At 42.9% G+C, this 24,284-nt stretch carries 16 protein-coding genes; 9 read left to right on the forward strand and 7 right to left on the reverse strand.

The features are described 5' to 3' along the window. Positions 1 to 484: 484 nt before the first annotated feature. Positions 485 to 1,780 carry an NCS2 family permease gene (locus tag DABAL43B_RS08505; protein WP_079691964.1) on the reverse strand — a complete coding sequence of 432 codons (1,296 nt, stop codon included), beginning with the start codon at positions 1,778 to 1,780 and terminating at the stop codon, positions 485 to 487. 512 nt (positions 1,781 to 2,292) lie between these two features. On the opposite strand from DABAL43B_RS08505, the gene tolQ reads away from it, so the two are divergent. The 4 genes from tolQ to DABAL43B_RS08525 all read left to right on the forward strand — a co-directional run bounded on the left by tolQ (position 2,293) and on the right by DABAL43B_RS08525 (position 6,043). Then, entirely contained in the window at positions 2,293 to 3,024 is a 732-nt protein-coding gene (gene tolQ / locus DABAL43B_RS08510) for a protein TolQ (protein WP_079691965.1), read from the forward strand. Next, positions 3,021 to 3,479, forward strand: coding sequence for a protein TolR (gene tolR / locus DABAL43B_RS08515; protein ID WP_079691966.1), 459 nt, complete (start codon positions 3,021 to 3,023; stop codon positions 3,477 to 3,479). The genes tolQ and tolR overlap by 4 nt, the downstream gene beginning before the upstream one ends. 120 nt (positions 3,480 to 3,599) lie before the next feature. Continuing rightward, positions 3,600 to 4,613: a cell envelope integrity protein TolA gene (locus DABAL43B_RS08520; protein WP_079691967.1), complete on the forward strand. Its 1,014-nt coding sequence runs from the start codon at positions 3,600 to 3,602 to the stop codon at positions 4,611 to 4,613. Positions 4,614 to 4,750: 137 nt separating this feature from the next. Further along, positions 4,751 to 6,043, forward strand: a complete 1,293-nt coding sequence (locus DABAL43B_RS08525) for a PD40 domain-containing protein (protein ID WP_079691968.1) — start codon at positions 4,751 to 4,753, stop codon at positions 6,041 to 6,043. A gap of 134 nt (positions 6,044 to 6,177) precedes the next feature. Here the strand turns inward: DABAL43B_RS08525 and DABAL43B_RS08530 are convergent, their stop codons facing one another. The 6 genes from DABAL43B_RS08530 to DABAL43B_RS08555 all read right to left on the reverse strand — a co-directional run bounded on the left by DABAL43B_RS08530 (position 6,178) and on the right by DABAL43B_RS08555 (position 14,094). Beyond that, entirely contained in the window at positions 6,178 to 6,822 is a 645-nt protein-coding gene (locus DABAL43B_RS08530) for a c-type cytochrome (protein WP_079691969.1), read from the reverse strand. 46 nt (positions 6,823 to 6,868) lie between these two features. Beyond that, positions 6,869 to 8,470 carry a flavin monoamine oxidase family protein gene (locus tag DABAL43B_RS08535; RefSeq protein WP_079691970.1) on the reverse strand — a complete coding sequence of 534 codons (1,602 nt, stop codon included), beginning with the start codon at positions 8,468 to 8,470 and terminating at the stop codon, positions 6,869 to 6,871. A gap of 215 nt (positions 8,471 to 8,685) precedes the next feature. After that, entirely contained in the window at positions 8,686 to 10,140 is a 1,455-nt protein-coding gene (locus DABAL43B_RS08540) for a cytochrome c (protein ID WP_079691971.1), read from the reverse strand. Positions 10,141 to 11,030: 890 nt separating this feature from the next. Beyond that, positions 11,031 to 11,660, reverse strand: a complete 630-nt coding sequence (locus DABAL43B_RS08545; RefSeq protein WP_079691972.1) for a flavodoxin family protein — start codon at positions 11,658 to 11,660, stop codon at positions 11,031 to 11,033. A gap of 173 nt (positions 11,661 to 11,833) precedes the next feature. Beyond that, positions 11,834 to 12,799, reverse strand: a complete 966-nt coding sequence (locus tag DABAL43B_RS08550) for a polyphenol oxidase family protein (protein WP_079691973.1) — start codon at positions 12,797 to 12,799, stop codon at positions 11,834 to 11,836. A 47-nt stretch (positions 12,800 to 12,846) separates the two neighbouring features. Beyond that, positions 12,847 to 14,094 carry an RluA family pseudouridine synthase gene (locus tag DABAL43B_RS08555; RefSeq protein ID WP_079693082.1) on the reverse strand — a complete coding sequence of 416 codons (1,248 nt, stop codon included), beginning with the start codon at positions 14,092 to 14,094 and terminating at the stop codon, positions 12,847 to 12,849. A gap of 791 nt (positions 14,095 to 14,885) precedes the next feature. Here DABAL43B_RS08555 and DABAL43B_RS08560 point away from each other — a divergent pair. The 5 genes from DABAL43B_RS08560 to nrdA all read left to right on the forward strand — a co-directional run bounded on the left by DABAL43B_RS08560 (position 14,886) and on the right by nrdA (position 24,156). Beyond that, positions 14,886 to 15,971 (forward strand): outer membrane protein assembly factor BamD, encoded by a 1,086-nt coding sequence (locus DABAL43B_RS08560; RefSeq protein WP_079691974.1) that lies wholly within the window; start codon positions 14,886 to 14,888, stop codon positions 15,969 to 15,971. 173 nt (positions 15,972 to 16,144) lie between these two features. Continuing rightward, on the forward strand, positions 16,145 to 18,304 hold the full coding sequence (locus tag DABAL43B_RS08565; RefSeq protein ID WP_079691975.1) for a DNA primase: 2,160 nt from the start codon (positions 16,145 to 16,147) through the stop codon (positions 18,302 to 18,304). 528 nt (positions 18,305 to 18,832) lie between these two features. After that, positions 18,833 to 20,746, forward strand: coding sequence for an RNA polymerase sigma factor RpoD (gene rpoD / locus DABAL43B_RS08570; protein ID WP_079691976.1), 1,914 nt, complete (start codon positions 18,833 to 18,835; stop codon positions 20,744 to 20,746). 304 nt (positions 20,747 to 21,050) lie between these two features. After that, entirely contained in the window at positions 21,051 to 21,350 is a 300-nt protein-coding gene (locus tag DABAL43B_RS08575; protein WP_413771842.1) for a YbeD family protein, read from the forward strand. 529 nt (positions 21,351 to 21,879) lie between these two features. After that, positions 21,880 to 24,156 carry a class 1a ribonucleoside-diphosphate reductase subunit alpha gene (gene nrdA, locus DABAL43B_RS08580; protein ID WP_079691978.1) on the forward strand — a complete coding sequence of 759 codons (2,277 nt, stop codon included), beginning with the start codon at positions 21,880 to 21,882 and terminating at the stop codon, positions 24,154 to 24,156. Positions 24,157 to 24,284 lie beyond the last annotated feature (128 nt).

Consider the following 24,284-nt stretch of genomic DNA (forward strand, 5'->3'; position numbering starts at 1 on the left):
GTTAAGCGGCATTAGTGCCTTCTTCTTGTTAGTAGTGAAAGGAGTGCGATTGCAATATTAGCCATCAAACTTAAACGCTACTGGCTCAAATTGCAGTCTTATATGATACTAATTCACTGGTAAGAAAAACCTCTACGGCGTTGATTGAGGTGATGCGCTTAACGTTGTCATATTAACATGAAAAAAAACTTCCAACTAACGATATTACTTAATTTCAACCAATCAAAATATTGTTTAAAAACAAATATTTATTAACGATACTGCAAAAATGACGCTTTGGTTATAAATTATTGTTTACTAACAATATCTAATTGGTTTATGAATCAAACACTTGTATGCATTTTTGACAAAATAACTTATTTTTAAGCATAAAAAACCCTTGTTATCATTCAATGATAACAAGGGTTCAGAGAATAAAACGGTCGCTTATTTCAGCTTAAGTTTCAGCTTAAGTTTCAGCTAAACTTAAACCTATCTTAAAATGCTATATAAATACAATTTTGGCAAGTAACACGGCGGTTAATATCCAAACTGGGACACTAATATCAGAGAACTTACCCGCTACGACTTTAATGGCAGTAAAGGTAATAAATCCAAGCGCAATACCGTCAGCGACAGAATAGCTCAAAGGGGTAAATAACAGTACTACTACCACTGGCGCTGCTTCTGTTAAATCATTCCATTTAACATCTTTTAAGGTTTCCATCATGAGTACAGCGACATAAAAGATAGCGCCCGCTGTCGCATATCCTGGAATCATACCAGCGAGCGGTGAAAAGAATATACTGAGTAAAAACAAGACCCCCACCGTCACTGCCATAAGCCCAGTACGACCACCTGCAGCGATACCTGAAACACTTTCAATATAACTGGTTGTTGATGATGTTCCCAGTAATGTACCTGCCACAGTCGCGGTTGAATCTGCTAATAGTGCTTTGCCCATATTAGGAATTTTACCGTCTTTACCAATTAAGCCTGCTTGACTGGTGGTCGCAATCAAGGTGCCTGCGGTATCGAATAAATCGACGAATAAGAAGGCAAAGATAACACTGATCATCGCCACATCGAATGCACCAGCAATATCAAGCTGCATAAGCGTTGGGGCAATAGATGGCGGCGCAGATATAATACCAGTGAACTGCGTATTACCCGTAATCAGACTGATAAGCGCCACCAGTAAAATACCAATGGTGACCGCGCCTGGTATTTTTTTATGGGACAGACCAACGATGACAATAAAACCTAATGCCGCCATCGCAGGTGCAAACGTGGTCATATCGCCAAGTCCCACCAGCGTCGCGTCATTATTGACGATAACGCCTGCGGTTTGTAGCGAGATAAAGGCCAAAAACGCACCGATACCAGCGACGACACCTTGTTTAATACTATCCGGAATAGAATTAATAATGATTTCACGGATTTTGAACAAACTTAACAGGACAAAAATACAACCGGACAAAAATACGGCGCCCAGTGCGGTTTGCCAAGCGTAGCCCATCCCTAAAACCACACCATAAGTAAAGAAGGCGTTGAGTCCCATACCTGGTGCTTGTGCAACTGGCAGGCGGGCATAAATCCCCATAATAAAACAACCAATCGCGGCAGCAAGACAAGTAGCGACGAATACCGCGCCTTTATCCATACCAGCGTCAGCAAGGACGTTAGGGTTAACAAAAATAATGTAAGCCATCGTTAAAAACGTGGTTACACCAGCTAAAATCTCCGTTTTGATCGTGGTGTTTTCACCATTGATCCCAAAATAGCGTTCGATTGCGTTCATAAGAGTCGCTTCCAAATTGCAGTAAGTAAATTATCATTATCCAACGGTATTGATAACTGTCGCTTCCAAGTTGCGACAATCAATGCTGCGTTTAAATCAAACATATAAAAATACATCCAAATTGCGACGATAAATGACGCTTCCAAATTGCGACTGTAAATGACGCTTATAAACTAAGGTTAGAGATGATGCTTTTAGTCCTTTAGCCACACGTAATTTGGCAAATACAAAACTATCATGAAAAATGATAGCAACAAACGATAACATTCTAGTGAAATTATCTTACAATTTCAATGAATCTGGTCACCTTCTAGGTACAAGAGTGCAAATTAGTTGACCATATGGACAATATGATAAAATCAATACGCTGTCATCATGTTTTTTAGAAAAAAATCATCATTGTGTAATTAGCACATTATTAGTGATATTTATCTAGTTTAACAGTACACTAGTGGGTTGAGATAAAAGCGCCACTTAGATTGACTATTATCAATTATCCATGAGTTCAATACATGCCTGAATCATTAAATATTATCGACCTTATCACCCAAGCCAGTCTACTGGTACAGATTGTGATGGCATTATTATTATTAGCCTCTTTGCTCAGTTGGGTCATTATTTTTCGAATGAGTGCGCGGCTCGGTACCGCCAAAAACTTTGACCAACAGTTTGAAACTTGGTTTTGGTCAGGTGAAGATTTAGCCAAACTATATCAAGGGATTCAAGGGTCACCTGAGCGCCAAGGGCTTGAGCAGATTTTCTATGTTGGGTTTTCTGAATACTTAAGAATGCATAAGAAACGCCAACCTAAAGACGACATCATTGATGGCGTTGAGCGCAAGCTAAGAGTTGGCTTAGGACGTCAACAACAACTCTTAGAGTCAGGACTGACGACGCTCGCAAGCATTGGTTCAGTTGCGCCATACGTTGGCTTATTTGGTACCGTTTGGGGGATTATGAATGCATTTTTGGGGCTATCACAAACTGAGCAAGCTACCTTAGCCACTGTCGCCCCTGGTATCGCTGAAGCATTGATTGCAACTGCTATGGGTTTGTTTGCGGCTATTCCTGCTGTACTGGCTTATAACCACTTTACGGCCAAATCCAGTCGCCTATATGATTCACGCGCGTTATTTTGCGATGAGATGACCGGTATGCTACAACGCGAAACCAGTATTGAAAACCCACAACCTAGCACTCAAGTAAACCAAGTCAATCAAAGTACTCAGGTAGCTGGTCTATGAAACAAAGTCCCTATCGCCGTGAGAAAAAAGCGCTAAATGCGGAGATGAACGTTGTTCCTTATATCGACGTGATGTTGGTGTTGCTGGTGATATTTATGGTCACAGCGCCGATGCTGATTACCGGTGTCGATGTTGATTTGCCAAAAGAGCAAACCAATACCATGAGTCAAAGCCAGTTGCCAGTGATTGTTTCTTTAACTGATAATGGCGAGATTTTTATCAGTTATGAAAGCAAGGTTGATGTACCTGTTAGTGAGCCTGAGCTGATTGATACGCTAACTACTTTGCAAAGCCAAAGCAGTGATGCAGGCGCTCAGCCGGTACAAGTGATGATTAATGCTGATCAAAACAATCAATATGGCGCCATCATGACGCTAATGGCTACTTTACAACAAGCCGGTATCCAAAAGGTCGGGCTATTGACTGGCGCTCCCCTGCCTACCCCTTCATTGTAATAAATTGCATGTTTAATTTAGCTGGTTATAATAAAGTAGATAATCTGATGAAATCCTCTATTGAGTTTTGCCTTCTTGATTGCCACGTTCTTGAGTATCATTTTTTTGAGTATAGATGTCATGCATAATGCTCCTGTCGTTTATGTACCGACCCAACCCGAAGGCAATGGGCTGACCTTGCCCACGCTACTCAGTTTGCTTGCCCATGGTCTCGTGATTGGAATACTCATCTATACCTATCAAAATATGGAAGTAGAGACTGCTGGCAGTATTGAGACGGTCATGGTTTCACCTGAGCAATTAGCTGAGATGCAAGGACAGATACTTGCCAATCGTGCTGCAGCCGCCAGTGCGATGCAAGCGGATAGTAGTGCGAGCGGCGCATCAAGCTCTATGCAAACAGAATCCTTTGACGGTAGCGTTAGCACTCCAAATCCTACTCAACAAAACTCCCAGCGCGTGCCCGTTTTTACGCGCTCTGATGATCCTGCTAGTCGCCCTATGCTTATGAGTGAAGAGCAGCATCAACGCTTGCTTGAGCAAAACCAAGAGTATGAACGCGGAATGGCTGAGTGGGCAGCACAATTAGATGAATCAGTGCTAGAAGAACATGACCAAGTTGAAAAAGAAAAAAGACAGCAACTTATCGAAGAGCAAAAAAGGCTTGGCGATTTTCGTAATAAACAAAACAATCCTCCTAAGATTAAACGCCCCACTGCTACGGATCGAAATATAGAAATTAATACGGGTGGCTCTGGTAGTGCAAGTCAAAAATTTAGCTTATCAGATGACGGGCAATCGACTCTATCTGGTGATACAGCAACTTCAAGCACATCAAAAGGAAGTAGTCGCTCAGCATCAAGCGGTGCTCGCGGCGCAAGTAACAGCGAAATCATTAACCTAATCAAGCGTAATTACAATCCACCGATAGCAGCGAAAGGCTCAACTCAACGTGCCACGCTAACGATTACCGTCAATGCTAGCGGTAATATCGTCAACGTCACCGCTTCTGGACCTGATAGCGCCGTTAATGAAGCGGCCAAACAAGCCGTTCTGGACACGGGTAGCTTACCAATTGATGCCGATGATCCTAAATACCCCACTTTTACCATACAGTTTAAGGGTAGCAATTAATCGGTTGCTCAATCCTTATATTATTGATAACGTTACCTTAAGCGACTTGCGCGGCCAGACATATTGCCTTACCTTAATATCCAACTTACCGCTTATAAAAAACTATGATTACCCTAATTTAGGAGTTCGACTTGGTCATGCGTACCCACAAAAAACTATTCCTCTCTTTACTTGCTTGCACCTCAAGCTTGCTAGCTGCTCCCAGTGTATTTGCGGCACCGGTCGTTTTAGAATTGGATTATGAGATTCCAGTCCAACAAAGCCAAGTTGCGTTTGTGCCGTTTGCTGGCGACTCTGTTTTATCGCCTATTATTTTCAATGATTTGAGCAAAACTGAACTAAAAGTTACCAACCAAAATCTACCACAACAGCCACGCAGTAGTAGCGAGCTGGCAGGTACATTGCCCGTATGGCAAAGTATGGGTATTCCTTATCTCGTGGTTGGTAGCACTCGTAGTAATCGCGGTAAGATCGTGACTGATTATGAAGTGATTGAGGTTAAAACTGGTCGCGTAATAGAAGGTAAGCAAACCTTAACCACTGAGAGCAATAAAGAAAGCATGCGTTACGCCGGTCACGTCATCGCTGACAAAGTCTATGAGCTGATTACGGGTGTTCCAGGTGACTTCTCAGGGCGTATTGCCTATATCGAAGAGGTTGGTGCAGGAAAAGAGAAAGTATCGCGCTTAAAGGTAATGGATGCTGATGGTGAAAACGCCAAAACTATTACTGAAGTGGCAGGCTCTATCTTCTCGCCGACATGGTCGCCAGATGGCAACCGTATCGCTTATTCGGTACAACGCGATAAATCGTATCCTGTTATCTACGTACAAAGCGTGAGCGGTGGTAGTGCGACACCATTAACGCCCTTCCCTGGTAGTAATTTAAGTCCCTCATTTTCACCAGATGGCAGCAAAATACTATTTTCAAGCAGCTTTGAAGGCAGTGCTGATATTTACGAGATGAGCGCCAGTGGCGGTCAACCTAGAAGAATTACCAATTGGCCAAGCAGTGAAGTGCAACCAAGCTATGCGCCTGATGGTAAATCTTTTGTGTTCGTTAGTGATCGAGCAGGATTTAATAAACCACAGATTTATCGTTATGAGTTTGGCTCAGGACGTACGACCAAGGTGTCAAATAGTGGTTATGCCACCAGCCCACAATTCAGTAGCGATGGTTCACAAATTGCTTTTTTAAGTGGTCGCTCAGCCGCTATCATGAATAGCGGCGGTGCCGTCACTACTAATTTGGGAAATACGGGTATCGACGAAGCACCGAGCTTTTCGCCTAACGGTAAGCGCGTTGTTTATGCTTCAAAGCAAGGTGGAAAAGGTGTATTGACCATTAAATCATTGAACGGTGGCGAATCATTCGGTAAATCTGGGCAAGGCGTCATCCGCTCACCTGTATGGTCAGCCAGTCCCAGATAAAGCTAAAACTTTATAACGTCTTAATCACAAAAAAGCGCCCGATAGTTTAGGCGCTTTTTTATGGTTAAAAAAATAGTAGTTATTTAGAGTGATTAAAAACACCTACATCTATTCGCTTGGATCACTTACTTGGATCATTCACTTGGGTCATAGCCCGGCGGATTAGCATGTCTAAGCTTTGCCACATCTTCGGCAGTAACTGTATCGGTGAAACCATTTAAATCACTCACAACGTACTGAGTAACAGCAGCCATCTGCTCATCATTCATCATCATGTGAAATGACGGCATACCACGAAAGCCATTAATCAAAATATCAATGATGTAGTATTTTGACTGCATCTTGCTATTGTTTGCTAGTGGTGGATAATAGCCCGCCCCCTGCGCTCCTTCGCCTTTATGCATATGGCAACCAGCACATGAGTCATGATAAAGTTTTTTGCCATCCGTAGTCACAAAAGCATTGGTGCCTTCAAACTTCGCTTCCCACTCGCTGATACTTGGATCGTTTTCCATACTAGGTAGTGAGCTGTCATCAACAACATTGATAACCGGCGCTTTTAGCTCCTCACGACTCATATAGACACCGCCCCAACTGCCCGTGTTTCGACTTGCTTGGTAGTCAGGAGCTTGTGCTGCATCGTGTTTACTAGCCACAGTCTCTACGTCATCTACTTGTTGACTACAACCTACTAATACAGTACTACCTATCACACTCAGCACTATAACCGTCAGCATTTTAGGTGTCATGATTGCTTTTTTCACGATTGGATTGTCCATGATAGCCTCTGAATTTATTATCGTTATCCATATTACTTAAGCATTATTAACCTAGCATTTTTGCTTTTTTATGCAGGCGCTTAGCCGCATCCATGCCAGATAAAATAGCTCCTTCCTGCCACGCTGGAATATGCGAGCAATGCTCACCTGTCAGCACAATACGGTTATCTATACTGCATAAGGTATCGTAGTGTTGTTCACGACTTGACTCGCTCCAAATACCGTAGCAGCCAAGCGTCCACGGGATACGATGCCAAACGACTGAGGTTCCGGCACGGAATTCTTTTGGATACTGTGGGTGGATATATTTTCCGTAAGCAAGTGCCACATTGATACGCTCTTGCGGGGTCAACGTATTAAACTTATATGACGTTGCACCAAAACCATAAGCGCCTAGCAATACTCCAGAGCCATCTTTAAACATATCTTCTGAAGGATAAGAAATTTGGGTAATAGGCATATTGGTATAGGTTAAGCCGCCGTAAATCCACTCATCCTCTTCCCAAAAGCGGCGATTAAATTCTAAACCGATTTTATAAGACGTATCATAAGGTACGGCTGCCATCGCTTGTTTCATCGGTTTTGAAACGTTGATATCAAGCTGCGTCAGTACAGTTAATGGAATATTACAGATACACCAATCAGCACGAATGGTCTTAGTAGCACCATCTGGACTGTTGCTGTCTACATAGTCGACGGTTACGCCGCTTTCGTCTTGATGAATCTTGGTAACTTTGGCATTGAATTCAATCATATCGCGGCACTCACGCGTGAATGCATCACCGATTTTACCCATTCCACCCACTGGCTGGAACATCGTTGGTTGATGGACATAGACGTTGTGGTTGCTATAAATATCTGCCCACATGCCTGAATCTAATAATTCATTCATCGGTAAAACTTTTGAGGGCTTTTCATTAGGCATTAACCCGCCACCCGGTAGCACGCTATAACCACGATGTTTACTGGTTTCGTGACTGGTTCTATAACGATAGTCTTTATCCAGCACACCCCAGCCTTTTAAGCCTTCGAGTAGCTTCTCTTTGTCTTCAGTGTTTACTGAGCGATCAAGACTGCCAACATTTACTGCCTTTGATAATAACTCTGATACATGACCTTGGATATCGTTCTTTACATCACCCAAACGCTGCGGTACACCACCAAAGTGATCGGTGCGATGCAGATAAGCCCGATCATTGGTTTGTATAAATGGCTGCATCTCAACGCCGAACTGTTTACAGTAATGAAATACAGCGTAGTGATGGCTTGGTAAACGCCATGGTCCACCATTAAAATAATTGCCTTCCTCAAAATCACAAGTGACCTCTTCGCCACCAAGCTCGGTATATTTATCACCACTATTCAGCGTCCAGCTACGACCGCCACCACGGTTTTGAAACTCAAGTACTTTGACATCATAACCCGCTTTGCGCAGCTCATACGCCGCAGTCAATCCGCCAAGACCGGCGCCAAGGATGACAATAGTAGCACCAGCAGGCGCGCCCTTTAAATCCATGGTTTCTTTAAAACTCGATTCTGAGGCAAATCCTAAGGTAGTCATTGCCTGATACATCGCGGTTGCACCTGCTGTTTTACCAATCATCGAGAGCAGTTGACGCCGCGTGGGTGATTGAAGCATGTCTTTCATAATAATGTCCTTAAAGTAGACGTTGGTACATGACAGTAGGCGCTCTTTTTATTAATAACGACTTATTCTATTAATCTACTTGGCTTAATTTTGCGTCTATTTGCTAAGTGGTAGCGCTCTACCTTGCTGCCCTTAATTCTTGTCTGATAATAAGCATGTAAAATGCGTTTATAAGATTCATTGCTGTGCTGTCTGATTGAATATAAACATTCAAATTAACGACGGCGTCTATTACGTATGATGGCTCGAACAATAAATATAATGACCGCAATAGCCACAATAATGCCTAATATCGCAAGCAAGCCAGCATACTTAATTAAAAAAGGCTTATCAGCACCAGTGGTTGCGATACGATCGACATCCGCCGCACTTACGGCACTGCTCGCAAGACCACCAAAGTTCACACGTACGTAGTTGGCGATACTGGCAATCTGCTCATTATCTAGTTGATCAGAAAATGCAGGCATAATAGGTGAGGTATTGGTACTACCTACCACTCCATGAAGAATGATGTTTACTAGCGCATCAGGCTTATCACGGCGGATACTACTTAAACCTACGATAGGAGAATATTGAGCATCGGGTTGACCATAGCCATCTACACCGTGACAGCTACCACAAGTCGCTAAATATAAAGATTTTGGTGAATTACTGCCGTTGCTTACTTCTGTTTTTGCTTGCGCCAAATAATCTTTTTGAGCAAGTAAGTCATGGGTGATAGACTCGCTAACGCGGGTGGGCAAACGTGAGACATCGACAGCAGAGAGCTTATCATCCGTTTGAATGGCAGGTACTGCTTTTAGATAAGAGGCAATCGCACTCAAATCTTCATTTTTTAGATACTGCGTACTGTGCGCGACCGCTTCACCCATCGGACCACCAGCATAAGCGCGCTGGTCAAGCTCACCGGTACGTAGATAAGTGATAATGTCTTGCTCACTCCAGCTACCAATACCACTCGACTCGTCAGGTGTAATATTTGGTGCATGCCAATTACCAAGTTGAGCGCCCGACAAATACATTTTTTTATCAAAACCCATCGTGCTGTTGCGCGGTGTATGGCAAGTACCGCAATGTTCTAGATTATTGACAATATATTCGCCACGTTGCTGCGTTTCATTGAGACCGTCACGCTTTTCGGTAGAAGGGACGTTTAAAAAGTTCCAACCAAGCATGAGCGCACGAATATTAAACGGAAATGGCAAGTCGGTTTTTTGCTTGGGCGCTTCGTCGACGACTGGCACCGTTTGCAGATAGGCAAATAACGCGCTGATATCTTCCTCTTTCATGCCGTTATAGGAAGGATATGGCATAGCAGGATATAGCATATGGTTCGGCGCGCGGCCTTTTTGCAGAGCGTTTTTTAAATCATTCTCGGTATATTTACCGATACCGTAACGCTTAGATGGGGTAATATTGGTTGAGTAGATCTCTCCCATCGGCGTTTCAATCGCTGTACCGCCCGTATAACTTTCACCATGGCATGCCATACAGTCAGCAGCACGGGCGATATAGGCACCTCGGTTGACAAGCTCGCTATTGGCTGGACTTATATTAGGTAAGCTAGCATTGGGCAAGCTAGCATTAACAAGGTCAGCACCTTCAGCCATCGCGGCGCTGGAGGTAATACCAATGACAAGCATCGATAACATCACAGAAAGTGGCTTCATAATATCCTCATATAGCTGGCACCTAGGGTGTTTTAATAATTGATGGCGCATGACATTTAATATTGCTCTAAATTTTTATGATTATCTGTTTTACTACTCTGTTTACCGCTCACTAAAAAATTGTATAGCTCACTAAAAGATCTAGTAAATGGTAATCAAAAACCAAATAGTTACTAAATACTGTCTGCCCACCTCACTAATGTAAGACTATTTCGCCTCTATTACTTAAATAGTAACTCATTGCCCTCATTTTTTTACAAAACTTAAAGAACCTATTTATCGGTACCAATCTCTACTAAATTAATATGTTTTTATATATTATAATTATAAATAATATAACGAATCCCTTGGAAAACAATAACTAAGGAAATATAGAATGGCGATTTTTCTTTCTATGAGAGACACATAGTTATGGATAAATCTCAAAAATTCAGCTTATTACCTCTAATTAATAGTTTTGACCGTACATAATAGATACATAGGCTCAAGTCATCATATCTTCTACATTCAGCATTACCTTTACATTGCTATGAAACAAGCGCTTGCACAACGCTCTATTTTGTTTATGATAGGCGCTATTTTAGCGTCGCCGATTCCCTGTTGAGATACCACTATGAAGTCGTTAACCCTGAGCTATGTATTTACAGCTGTCCTATTGATGACAGGTTGCCAATCATTTCAATTTGTCGAAAGTCCGATTCCTGTCAAAAATGCTCCTATCAAAAACATTTTGGTTAAAACTGTTCCAGCTTCACCTATTACCCTCCAAAATAACGCTCAATAAAATAATGCTCAATAAAATGAGCACAGCAAAAAAAAGCAGATATCGGTTTGATATCTGCTTTTTAATGTTTAATAAACAACTATGAATGATTTAGTGGCAGCTTATGCTAGCTTTCTGAAGATGTTGGCTCATGCTTGGGTTGATGCTTAATAATGGTTTTGGCTAAATGATCACCAAACCAAATAGCGGTATCGATATCGCCCACTCCTGGTGTTTCTTCAGGTGGACCATCAAGCGATTGGGTCATCAAACCCAAAAAACTCGATAAACGGTTTAAATCATGCGCTTCATGACCTGTTGGCATTAGCGGCATACCGATCCAATTCATCCCATGCTGCATAGTGTAAAGACAAATCTGTTGGAGTACGGCAAGCTTATCACCGCTAAGTCCGCCTGAGTTGGCGAAACCGGCCGCCCACTTGCCTTCCCATTTACGATGGTACCAACGCTTTGATGTTTCATCCATAAAGATCTTAAAGCCTGCCGTCACGCTACCCATATATACTGCACTACCAAACACCAGTAGATCGGCCTGATCTAAAAACTCCCAGTCGACATCATGCACATCGACTGCTTTGGCTTGCGCCGCTGGTAATTGCTGACGAGCGCCAGTGACTATTGCTTCGGCAACACGCTTGGTATGACCATAGTTACTATGATAAATGACAGCCATTGATACACTGGGAGGGTTATCATCATGAGGTGATACTATAGACGGTGTGACAGATGTATTCATACAAACTCTAATAATGGTGGTAAATAATGAAATAAAAAATAAGAGGATTCATCAGGCTCGTGATTCTTAATAATAGAATGATGTATTTATTATGATGCTGTTACTATGATTAAGTTATTATAATTAAGTTATTATGTTTCAATTACTGTATTTCAGCTGCCATGCTTCAGTGATTATATGGAAGCACTGCGTGTAATAATCAATGCCATACGCCCTGTTGCAGGCTGCTGCAAATGAGTCTGACGCCGATAAGAATAATAACGATCATCAGCATAGCTACAAGGTATCGATGACGAATTGCATACTGTGATACCTGCTGCTTGCAATTGATCGGCAGCAAGCCTTGGTAAGTTTATCTTAATTTTTTCTTCGTTGACTTTAGCATAACTTGATAGTTTATCAACTGTCTTATGTAATCTTTGAATATCTAGATCAGCTTCAGCATTGATCACAGCAGTCATAACGTAGCGTTCATCAAAATGATTAATATCATCCATAGTCAATGACTGATTTTTGATGCAACCTGCCAGCAGCTTATCTCGAACATCGCGACCAACTTCGTAATTATCTTGACTGATACAAACCCCGATCCAAGCCAGAATCTGCCCGCTGTCACTAAAACGTTTAGCTGTCGCCTTAATAACGCCACACGCCAGCCCTTGCCAGCCAGCATGAATAGCTGCAATTTGCCCTGTTGTTGGCTGGTATAAGACAATCGGTACACAATCGGCAGTCATTATCGCCAGTCCTAAAGCAACTTGCTGACTAAGCATCACATCAGCGGCCATTGGCTCCATGCTCAGCGCTGTCGCGTCGATATCATGAATCTGCTTACCATGGATTTGATTAACCCAGTGCAGACTTCTGATAGGCAGGCTATTAGTAGATGAGTTTTGTGGCGCTGCTAATTGCTCATTAATAGCCGTAAGCAAACGCATCCGATTGGTTAATACTTGAGCTGCATCGTCATTGACATGTAAACCTAAATTCAGCTCGCCATAACTTGCTTGCTTTCGCTGTTGCGTCTGCTGATGTTTTTTCGATATAGCATCAGCAGCAATGCTTGAGAAAGCAGCCGTTTGAAAAACAGCCACGTCATCCAGTTGCGCGAGTAATGTTATAGGAAGCTTATTAGTCATGGCTTATTCATCCCTTACCGTTCATCGCGGCTGATTTAGTAGCCTTTTTAATAACCTTTGTACGATAATTTTTCTTCAGGGTCATAGCCATCATTTAACACGGCAATCAATTTTTCCATATCTTCAGGCATTGGCGTCATAACCTCAACATCCTCACCGGTCGTTGGATGGACAAAACCCAGCGTATAAGCATGCAATGCTTGGCGTGGAAAATTACTAATCGCTTGACGTTGCGCTTCTGTCAGACCTGAGCGCAATTGACGACGGCCACCGTAGACCCGATCACCCACTATCGGATAGGTAATATGGCTCAAATGCACTCGAATTTGGTGAGTACGCCCAGTCTCAAGACCCACATCCAATAAACAATAATTGCCATTGAGCGCGGTCACATTTAATAAGTGCGTGACTGCTTCACGCCCTGCCGTCATCACCGTCATTTTGGTACGCTGATTACGATGGCGACCAATCGGTGCATTGATAAGGCGATGACGCAATAAGCTCGCTTGATCGCCTGCCACCACACACTGATAATGACGATAGACAGACTTATCTTTTAGCTGCTCCATCAGTGCCAGTTGCGCAGGCTTAGTCTTGCCAATCAGCAATAGCCCCGAAGTATCTTTATCAATCCGGTGTACCAAGCCTGCACGCGGTAGATGGTGCTGCTGCGGATAGTGATATAGTAGCGCATTGACCAAGGTGCCGGTTTGATTGCCCGCGCCAGGATGTACCACCATGCCCACAGGTTTATTGATGACCAATACATCGTCATCTTCATAGACCACGTCGATGTCGATATTTTCTGGCTGATCTTCACTGTGCTGCTGCAACGTCGTTGATAAATGCAAGACATCGCCTGCTTTGACACGGATTTTTGGTTTTTGCACACTACCGTTATAAAGCAAGCTGCCGTCAATAACCCAACCTTGCAGCTGGGCACGCGAAAAATCTGTAAATATTTTTGATGCCAATTTATCAATACGTAAACCGGCTTCATCTTCTATCACCGTATGCGTGACATCAATAATAACGGGTATTGCCTGCCCCGCTATTGACGCTTCATCATCGCCGTGCTCATCTTCATCGTCATCTAATTCTTCATCCAGCTCTTTGTCAAGGTCGCCATCTAGCACTTCGTCATCGGATAAGCTATCGTCGTACATATGCTCATCAAAAGCTGTCTGATTGTCGTCAGGTAACTCACTATTATTTAAAACGTTATTTGGCATTGGTGACTCTTGTGCTGATGAATCAGTATCTAGCGATTGATTCGGTGGTAAATAGGTAGTCATAGCATCATTATTCATGGCGGATTCATATATGGCAAAGTCCCTGACGTTGTTCTGTAAGGAGACTTCATAAGAAAACTGGGTGGTGCTTACTGACTATTAAAAACTGACCATTAAAAATAGGCATGGTCAAAAAATCAGAAGTGATATCGCCATAGTGTAACATGCTGAGCGTTCAAGCCCTATAAAAGCTGAGCGTTATCTAACATTTTATAATGCTCAATTGAGCTTTTATCATCCGCCGTTAACTCTCTAAAATATAACATTGCTGTAATTTACTGTATATTTGTCGATGTCAGCGATATTGGATATCGCTCGTTACAGCGGCTCATGCTAAACTATCGAGCGCAAGAGAAATGCGTAAAGCGCTTCAAGCTCGTAGTAGATGTAAAGTGCCACTTAGTAAAATTAGTAAAAATTGTCGCTTGGTAAAAAAGTACTGCTTAATAAAAATAAGCAACGGTTGGAGCACCTAACTACAAAATAGATAACGAAAAAATAGACGAAGCAAATGTTATTCTATAAAGTAAGCCATGTTTTGCTGTATGCTATGGCACTGTATTATTATCGGCCTGTTTTTATTGCAAGCATTGTATGAACGCTTCTGGTTTGATTGATTTAATATATACCCTATCTCATTCAGCTGTTGTAATAACGATAACAGGTATGCTCGATAATTGGCATACTTAATAACAGACCACTATTGATGCCCTGTGCATCGTTTTTTATCATCAATCTTAATATATAGTATGATAGCGTTACTGCTATTATACGTCTTGTGTCGGAGAAGAAGTATGCAAGCTGTTGGCAATACGTTTATCAAACTGTCCTCAATCACCTTACTGGCCCTAAGTGTCAACTTGGTGGGTTGTCAAACGTTTAAAAACCTGACCGGCGGCAAAGACGTGGATGCGGTTGAAACTGCTGAGAAGTCAGAGCAAGGTTACTATAACAACGCCATTGCCCAGATTGATAAAGGTCGCTATACCCAAGCCGTCGAAGATTTGACCAACTTACGTACCTTTTATCCGACTGGACAATATGCTGAACAAGCATTGCTCGATATGATGTATGCACAATATGCAAGTGGTAAATACGAAACCGCAGCTGCCAGTGCAGATCAGTTTATCCGTCTATACCCTTCTAATCCGCAGGTCAGCTATGCCTACTATGTGCGCGGTGTGGCTAACATGCAAGGCTCGTCTGAAGGCCTAAAACTATTTAAGCTCAATCAAGCTGAACGTGATACCGCGTATTTGCGTATTGCCTTTGCAAACTTCCAAGAGCTTATCAATAAGTATCCGAACAGTCCTTATACGCCAGATGCTGCTCAGCGCATGACCTTTATCTATAACCAGTTTGCTGAAAGCGAGATGAGCGCTGCCAATTGGTATATTGAGCGCGAAGCTTATGTCGCGGCTGTCAATCGTGCAAAATGGGTCTTTCAATACTATCCACTCAGTGAATCCGTACCAGAAGCGATCGCCGTACTTGCTTATAGTCATGAAAGATTGGGTCTAAATGATTTGGCAAAAGAGTATAAAACACTATTGCAAATTAATTATCCAAATTTACTAACTGCTGATGGACGCGTCAAGCTCGACACCAAACGTGACCGTAATTTGTTCAATAAATTAACCTTTGGGCAACTTAGCCGTTTTAACAAGGACACCTCAGTTGCTGAAGGCAATTACAACGGGGCGACCAAAACCCAAGTCATTCGTAATGCCAATCAATTAAGATTGCCGAGCGACAACGCTGCTGCCAATACAGCTGCGCCAACCAGCAATACTTCTCCGCTGCGTCTGACTGATGAAAATCGCCGTGTGCGCCTAGGTGCAGTTGAAAATGAAAGCATCGATATGACAGAGGGTAATTAATCCTATTTCAGCATAAGTATGCTGACAGACATCAACTAAAATAAGGTCAACGACATAGTTGGCCTTATTTTTTCTGTTTTGGTTTTTGCCTCATTGTTTTTATTCTATATTGCCTGCGTGCAATATTGGTTCTGCCTTAAAATAACGCACACCTATGGTAAACTGTTTTTCGTATGAGTATCCCAAATCATATTCTTGAACAATTAAATAGCCAAGCTGACTTAATCAGTATCATTGGGCGTCATACCACGCTTAAACGTGCTGGTGCTGAGTATAAAGGCTGCTGCCCTTTTCATGGCGAAAAGTCGCCGTCTTTTTATGTCAATCCACAAAAAAACATCTATCACTGCTTTGGCTGTAGTGTCGGTGGCAACGCCATCAGTTTTTTGCGTGATTATGAAAACTTAACGTTTATTGAAGCGGTCAACGAGCTATCAAAGCAGACGGGCATTGAGGTGCCAAAAGAAGAGCAACAAAACGTCAGTTATCAGCGCACTAAACCGCAACCAACTGTAAAACCTGTACCGCAAGCGCCACCTAACTCCTCAATCGCTGCACAAATAACATCGAAGACTTCATCGGAAAACACACCGCCGGATTATGCGGAGCAATCGACTTATACTGGCAGCAATAGCTACGAAGAATATCCACCGCCAGACGCTTACGACTCGGTGCCTTATCCAACGGATGCTTATGGTTCAGATTATCAAGGTGATGGCAGCTATCCGCCTGCATGGTTGACAGCCGGAGATGATATTGTAGGCTTGCACGGTAGTGACGCAGGTAATAGCAGTGACTTAAGTAATAACAGCGACAATGAAGACGGCAATCTGTATGAGCTTTTAGAGAAAATTCAACAGTTTTATCAGCATAATCTCAGCATCCACCCTCATGCCAAGCATTATTTTTTATCGCGTGGTATTAGCGACGAAATCTTTGAAACTTTTGGTTTGGGCTATGCCCCCTTTGGTTGGCAGCATCTTGAGCATCAATTTCCGCAAGATATTCAAGGTTTAAAAGCGCTCGGCTTAGTACGTCGCTCAGAGTCCGGACGTGATTATGATTTGCTCCGTGATCGGGTCATTTTTCCGATTCGAGACAATCAAGGACGCACCATTGGCTTCGGCGGTCGTGCGCTTGATGATGAAGCGAAGCCCAAGTATATCAACTCGTCCGACTCGCCGGTCTTTCATAAGCAGCATGTGTTATACGGCTATTATGAATCACGCCAGCAACGCGCCGATAGTTGGCTGGTGGTCGAAGGCTATATGGATGTCATTGCCCTTTACCAAGCAGGTATTTATGGAGCGATTGCTTCCATGGGCACGGCGATTAATGAGAGTCAGATATCACGGCTTTTAACGCTCAACCCTACCCTAACGTTAAGTTTTGATGGTGATAGTGCTGGACAAAAAGCGGCTTGGCGCACCCTTGAAGTTGCGCTACCTGTGCTGGCGGACGATAAAGAATTAAGGTTTTTGACACTGCCCAACAATCATGATCCTGATACCTTTATAAAAAGTCAGGGCGGCGATGCCATGCGTGAACAAATCGCTAACGCCATGCCGCTGTCACAATATATTTTTGCTTATTTAAGTGAGCGTTACGACTTAACCTTGGTAGAAGGTAAAGCCAAGCTCATGTCGCAAGTGCGCTCCTTGACCACCGCATTACCGAAAGGCAGTAGCTTTCGTTATCTGCTCAACAATGATATTTACCAAAAGCTTGGCGGTAAGCGTAGTCAAAATATCGAGGCCAAAGACGCGCTGCTAGATTTTGATGGTGAGATGACCATCAGTCAGCAATTGCAGCTGTGCTTTTTATTCCAGCCGCGCGCCTTGATTGATGATCCTATCGAGTCGATTTGGCAGCAAGCCGGTATTCATGAATTACATCTACCTGCGCATATAAAGCAAAAAGCGTCTGCCGATACATTGCGCCCACTCGCGTGGGAGGACTTACAAGATAGTGCTTTGCTCGATATCGTCAGCACGATTAAGCGCTGTCTCAACTATTTACCTAAAGATGCCAACGCGGCGGCGCATTTTATCTTATCAAATGTCAAACCACTGACCCAAGAGATGCTTAGCCGCGATTGGGGCAGTTTTTATAAAGCCTTAACCACACGTAATATCTTAAGTCTTGATGGTTTAGTCGAAGGATTGGTCAGTCAGCTTATCGAACGCCATATGAAGAAAAAGATACAGGATTTGGTCAAGAACCCCGATAATATAAAACTGGCGATTGTCCGTAAACAATCACAGTTATTAAATGACTGGTTACGCGCGCAGCAAGCGGAGCAATCAGCACAAATGGCGACGGTTAAATCTTAATATTTACCCTTGGTTTTTATTTATCAAGAAGCAACCCTTTAAAAGCATAGCGGTTGCCCCCACTATGAATCAATATACCCAGTAGTCAAAGCCGACCTTAAAAGAGTGTTAAACACTCAACTGATGGTAAATAATCAGTAAAAAACAGTCGGTAGATATCACTACCTCGTGCTTGGTTACTACGGTCTGTGTTAAACTGTGTCGCTATATATTTATAGCACTGCTTGATGAATGACGACAAGCCCGCATGATTGAGCACAATTTTAGGTATAAGTTTTTTAACCAGCATTTTTTAATGATGAGTTTTTAGGTATTACTATTTTGAAGTCTTTTTAGCGTTACTAATTTTTTGCCGTTTTTTGGCACTGTGATTGTAGTATTTTGAGCCTTTATTCATATCCACTCATTTTTGTTATTATTGACAACCTTTACGCCCTATTTTGATGAATCGATTGATTACATCAACGCACCGAGCGAGCGATAGCAAGTCACAATATAAAAATGTCCGATGCAAGTAAGCGAGTATTTATGAACGATAAGTCAGTTTCTAAGTCCACATCTCAACTGGCCACCTTAATCCAAATGGGTAAAGAGCAAGGGTACTTAACCTATGCTGAGGTGAATGACCAACTCCCCGACTCTATCACTGAAAGTGATCAGATCGAAGATATCGTACAAATGCTAACGGACGTTGGCATTAAAATTTTTGAATCTGCTCCAGACGCCGATGACATCTTGATGAACGATGAGTCAAGCGATGATGAGTCAGCAGCAGATGAGGCAGCAGCCGTATTAGCAGCAGTTGAGACCGATCCTGGTCGTACGACTGACCCTGTGCGTATGTATATGCGCGAAATGGGTACCGTTGATCTACTAACTCGTGAAGGCGAGATTGTTATTGCCAAACGTATCGAAGAAGGTATTCGTGATGTACAGCATGCGATGTCTTACTGGCCAGGTACGGTACAGTTCGTCCTTGACGAGTATCAAAAAGTACAAGATGGCGACAAGAAGCTCTCTGACGTCATCACCGGTTTTCTAGATCCTGAAACCGAAGCAGACAAAATCGCTGCCCAAGAGGCAAAAGAGGCTGCGAAAGAAGAAAGAGAACGCATCAAAGAAGAAAAAGAAAATCCGCCTGTTATCAAAGCAAAAGCCAAAGCGGCGCGCGATGATGATGACGAGGACGAAGACGAAACTGAAGAAGAAGCCGAAGAAGAAACCAGCGGTATCGATCCAGAAGAAGTACGCTTACGTCTAGAAGAGATCGAAAATCTATTTATCAAAGCCAAACAAGCCTTGCTTGATTATGGTCGTGGTAGCACAGAAGCTGATGAAGCCTACGAGCAACTTGCTGTACGCTTTATGATGCTAAAACTGAACAATCGCCTATCAGATCAAGTAATGGCGATTATGCATGATGTCTATGATGATGTGCGTAAGCAAGAGCGTCAAATCATGCGTTTGGTCATTCGCCGTGGTCGTATGCCGCGTGAAGAGTTCCGTAAAACCTTCCCTAGTAATGAAACCAACGTCGATTGGTTGATTGAGCGTATCAAAGGCAAGCCTGCATTTGCTGGCACCTTAGAAAAAGTCACCGACGACGTTATTTTATTACAGCGTAAGATTCTTGATTACGAGCAGCAGCTCGATATGAAAATCCACGACATGAAAGATGTGGCGCGCCGTATGGCTATCGGTGAAGCAAAGGCTCGCCGTGCCAAAAAAGAGATGGTCGAAGCTAACCTACGTCTGGTTATCTCTATTGCGAAAAAATATACCAACCGTGGTCTACAGTTCTTGGATCTCATTCAAGAAGGTAATATTGGTCTGATGAAAGCGGTTGATAAATTTGAATATCGCCGTGGTTACAAGTTCTCAACCTATGCCACATGGTGGATTCGTCAAGCAATTACCCGCTCTATCGCTGACCAAGCGCGCACCATTCGTATTCCTGTGCATATGATTGAGACAATTAACAAAATCAACCGTGTCTCACGTCAATTGCTACAAGAAATGGGACGCGAGCCGACGCCTGAAGAATTAGGCGAACGCTTAGAGATGGACGAAGTTAAAGTCCGTAAAGTGCTAAAAATTGCCAAGGAGCCTATCTCAATGGAGACGCCAATCGGTGATGATGAAGACTCGCACCTAGGTGATTTCATCGAAGATGGTACTATCTCAAGCCCTGTTGACGATGCGACAGCTGCAGGTCTGCGTGAAGCCACTCGTGATGTGCTTAGCAACCTGACTGAACGTGAAGCGCGCGTGCTAAAAATGCGCTTCGGTATCGATATGCCAACCGATCATACTCTAGAGGAAGTCGGTAAGCAGTTTGATGTAACGCGTGAGCGTATTCGTCAGATTGAAGCAAAAGCGCTACGCAAATTACGTCATCCTTCACGTTCTGAGCATTTACGCTCTTTCCTTGAAAATGACTAATTTTAGAAATCTACTTTATAAAAACCAGCTTCTTGAAAATAGCTGACTTAGACCATATAAAGTAGACAAGACGTTATTAAGCAAAATATTATCAAAAAGCTGAGCGAGTCTCAGCTTTTTTGTGCTTTACTTAAGCGCCAATATTTGACCCTATTCAATAAAAAATAAGGACAACATCATGAGCGATGACCCAAAAGACACTACCAATCAAAACTTCAGCAATCAAAATTCAAGCAAGAAAAATAACAACCAACAAGAGCAAGTGACTAAAAAAGAGGTCAACATCGGCGAGTTGGTCAATGATATCGATAACATCAAAGGTAAAAAAACTGACGTACAAAACCCTGAGCTTTGGGAATTCCCAATGAACTATCCCTTGAGTATCATTGGTCATGAAGGCGAGCACGACAGCTTATTGAATGAGGTGAAGCTCATCCTTGGTAGCCAATTTCCAGAATTTGATTTGGCATCTACAGAAGTCAGGCCTTCAAAAACCGGTCGCTTTCATTCGGTGCGTGTCAACTTGTATTTAACCAATGTTGAGCAAGTAAATATCTTATATGCCGCACTTGATAGCGCAAAAACGGTACGTATGGTCGTATAATCACGCTGATATTCATTTAGAAAAAACCAGCACCTTTTTCGTCCAAATCGTCACTCATATGGGTGGCGATTTTTTGTTGTCTAGGGTACAATCATCACCCGAAATATGCATCACATGACGGCGACTCTTGCTGGTCAATTGACCAAACCATAAAAAGCAAATTCGCGCCTTTTTTTACAAAACTTTTATTATTTTTATCATTGCCGTCTAACCCTTATCCCATCGTCCTTTGCCAAAATTTGAACACGTTGCAACCTCTGAGCAACATAGTTTGATACTAAAATCAATATAGCATTTTCAAAATTTTCCCGCTATATTGTGTCCACCTACTAACAAATACGCTATATGTAGTGCTCAGTGATTTAATGTATCACTCTGAGCAGAGGCAGCTTTTTGCCTAAAAAAACACTCTGCCATGACAGAGTGTTATAGCGTCATAAAGAATGCCTGCCGGTTATACGCCGTGCAGCATCACTATAAATCATTAAATCATTAAATAATTAACAAGCAATCAACTTACGAGGTCAGCATGACACATATCGATAAAATCCAAGTAACCAAACGTGATGGACGTTTAGAGCCTATCGAGTTAGATAAAATTCATAAGGTTATCGAGTGGGCAGCTCACGGTTTAGATAATGTGTCGGTGTCACAAGTTGAGCTAAAGTCGCACATTCAGTTTTATGAAGGTATTAAAACGCGTGATATTCACGAAACCATCATTAAGTCTGCCGCCGACCTTATCTCTGAAACCACGCCTGACTATCAGTATTTAGCGGCTCGTTTGGCCATCTTCCACTTACGTAAGATTGCTTACAATAAATTTACGCCGCCGCATCTGTTTGATCATGTGCAAAAGCTTACCGACGCGGGCAAATACGATCAGCATATCTTAGCCGATTATAGCCGTGCTGAATTTGATGAATTAGAAGAATACCTTGACCACTGGCGTGATATGAACTTAGCTTATGCTGCTGTTGAGCAAATGGCTGGTAAATACCTCGTACAGGACCGCGTTTCTAAGACCGTCTTTGAGAGCCCACAGTTCTTATACATGTTAGTTGGCATGTGTCTGTTTGCCAGCTATGACAAATCCGAACGTCTCGACTATGTGAAGCGCTTTTATGATGCGACCTCACAATTCAAAATCTCGCTACCAACGCCAATCATGTCAGGCGTACGTACACCATCACGTCAGTTTAGCTCATGCGTCCTGATTGAGTGCGGTGACAACCTTGACTCTATCAACGCTACCACTAGCGCCATCGTACGTTATGTATCACAGCGTGCCGGTATCGGCATCAACGCCGGTCGTATTCGCGCCCTTGGCAGCCCTATCCGTGGCGGTGAAGCGCAACATACTGGCTGTGTACCTTTCTATAAACTTTTCCAAACAGCGGTTAAATGCTGCTCACAAGGCGGCGTCCGTGGCGGTGCTGCAACGTTATTTTACCCATTATGGCATTTAGAAGTTGAGTCATTATTGGTACTCAAGAACAATCGCGGCGTCGAAGACAACCGTGTCCGTCATATGGACTATGGCGTACAGATTAACAAGACTTTATATAGCCGCCTGATTAAAGGTCAAGATATCAGCTTGTTCTCACCTTCTGATGTCCCAGGCTTATACGATGCTTTCTTTGAAGATCAAGATAAGTTTGAAGAGCTATATACCAAGTACGAGCAAGACAAATCAATCCGTAGCCGTCAAATTCCAGCCACGGAATTGTTTAGCTTAATGATGCAAGAGCGTGCCAGCACCGGTCGTATCTATATCCAAAACGTCGATCATTGCAACACTCATAGCCCGTTTGACCCAAGCGTTGCACCAATTCGCCAATCAAACCTCTGTATGGAGATTGCGCTTCCAACTAAACCACTTGATAACATCAATGACGAAGCAGGCGAAATCGCGCTTTGTACGCTATCAGCAGTCAACTTGGGTAAAGTTGAAAACGTCAGCGATATCGAAGAACCAGCAGAACTTATCGTCCGTGCCCTTGATGCCCTGCTCGACTATCAAGACTATCCAGTTAAAGCCGCTGAAAATGGCAGTATGCGTCGCCGTACGCTAGGCGTTGGTGTGATTAACTACGCTTATTACCTTGCGAAAAATGGCGTACGCTATTCAGATGACAGCGCCCTTGGTCTAACCCATCAAACCTTTGAAGCGTTGCAGTATTATCTCTTAAAAGCCTCAAACAAATTGGCAAAAGAACAAGGCGCGTGCCCTGCCTTTAATGAGACTACTTATTCGCAAGGTATCTTGCCGATTGATACGTACAAGAAAGACTTGGATAAAATCTGCCAAGAGCCGCTACATCTCGATTGGGAAACGCTACGCACTGAAATCACCACTCACGGTCTGCGTAACTCTACCCTAACCGCTTTGATGCCGTCTGAAACCTCTAGTCAGATTGCCAACGCCACTAACGGTATCGAGCCACCACGTGGGCTGGTCTCTATCAAAGCGTCAAAAGATGGTATCTTAAAGCAAGTTGTGCCTGAGATTGATAAGCTAAAAAATCAGTATGAGCTACTATGGCAAATGCCAAATAATGACGGTTACCTAAAACTGGTCGCTATCATGCAGAAGTTCGTCGATCAAAGTATCTCTGCCAATACCAACTACGATCCCGTTCGTTATGAAGGTGGTCGTGTACCAATGAAGATATTGCTAAAAGATCTGCTAAACGCGTATAAGCTTGGCGTGAAGACTTTGTATTATCACAATACGCGTGATGGTGCGAATGATGCCCAAGCGGATATGGAAGATGATTGTGCTGGCGGTGCATGTAAGATTTAGAAAGCCAGTTATCTAGCTCTCTTCTCTACTTAAGAGAGCTAGATGATTTTTCTTGAAATTAAAATAATTGAGGAGGTAAATTATGAATAATTAAAAGACCGCACGTATATCTTAGAAGTTCACTCACA

This window comes from Psychrobacter sp. DAB_AL43B (assembly GCF_900168255.1).
Taxonomy (GTDB): Bacteria; Pseudomonadota; Gammaproteobacteria; order Pseudomonadales; family Moraxellaceae; genus Psychrobacter.

Coding starts and splice junctions, on each gene's coding strand:
- DABAL43B_RS08505 (WP_079691964.1), bottom strand. CDS start 1,780: ATGAACGCAATCGAACGCTATTTTGGGATCAATGGTGAAAACACCACG.
- tolQ (WP_079691965.1), top strand. CDS start 2,293: ATGCCTGAATCATTAAATATTATCGACCTTATCACCCAAGCCAGTCTA.
- tolR (WP_079691966.1), top strand. CDS start 3,021: ATGAAACAAAGTCCCTATCGCCGTGAGAAAAAAGCGCTAAATGCGGAG.
- DABAL43B_RS08520 (WP_079691967.1), top strand. CDS start 3,600: ATGCATAATGCTCCTGTCGTTTATGTACCGACCCAACCCGAAGGCAAT.
- DABAL43B_RS08525 (WP_079691968.1), top strand. CDS start 4,751: ATGCGTACCCACAAAAAACTATTCCTCTCTTTACTTGCTTGCACCTCA.
- DABAL43B_RS08530 (WP_079691969.1), bottom strand. CDS start 6,822: ATGGACAATCCAATCGTGAAAAAAGCAATCATGACACCTAAAATGCTG.
- DABAL43B_RS08535 (WP_079691970.1), bottom strand. CDS start 8,470: ATGAAAGACATGCTTCAATCACCCACGCGGCGTCAACTGCTCTCGATG.
- DABAL43B_RS08540 (WP_079691971.1), bottom strand. CDS start 10,140: ATGAAGCCACTTTCTGTGATGTTATCGATGCTTGTCATTGGTATTACC.
- DABAL43B_RS08545 (WP_079691972.1), bottom strand. CDS start 11,660: ATGAATACATCTGTCACACCGTCTATAGTATCACCTCATGATGATAAC.
- DABAL43B_RS08550 (WP_079691973.1), bottom strand. CDS start 12,799: ATGACTAATAAGCTTCCTATAACATTACTCGCGCAACTGGATGACGTG.
- DABAL43B_RS08555 (WP_079693082.1), bottom strand. CDS start 14,094: ATGACTACCTATTTACCACCGAATCAATCGCTAGATACTGATTCATCA.
- DABAL43B_RS08560 (WP_079691974.1), top strand. CDS start 14,886: ATGCAAGCTGTTGGCAATACGTTTATCAAACTGTCCTCAATCACCTTA.
- DABAL43B_RS08565 (WP_079691975.1), top strand. CDS start 16,145: ATGAGTATCCCAAATCATATTCTTGAACAATTAAATAGCCAAGCTGAC.
- rpoD (WP_079691976.1), top strand. CDS start 18,833: ATGAACGATAAGTCAGTTTCTAAGTCCACATCTCAACTGGCCACCTTA.
- nrdA (WP_079691978.1), top strand. CDS start 21,880: ATGACACATATCGATAAAATCCAAGTAACCAAACGTGATGGACGTTTA.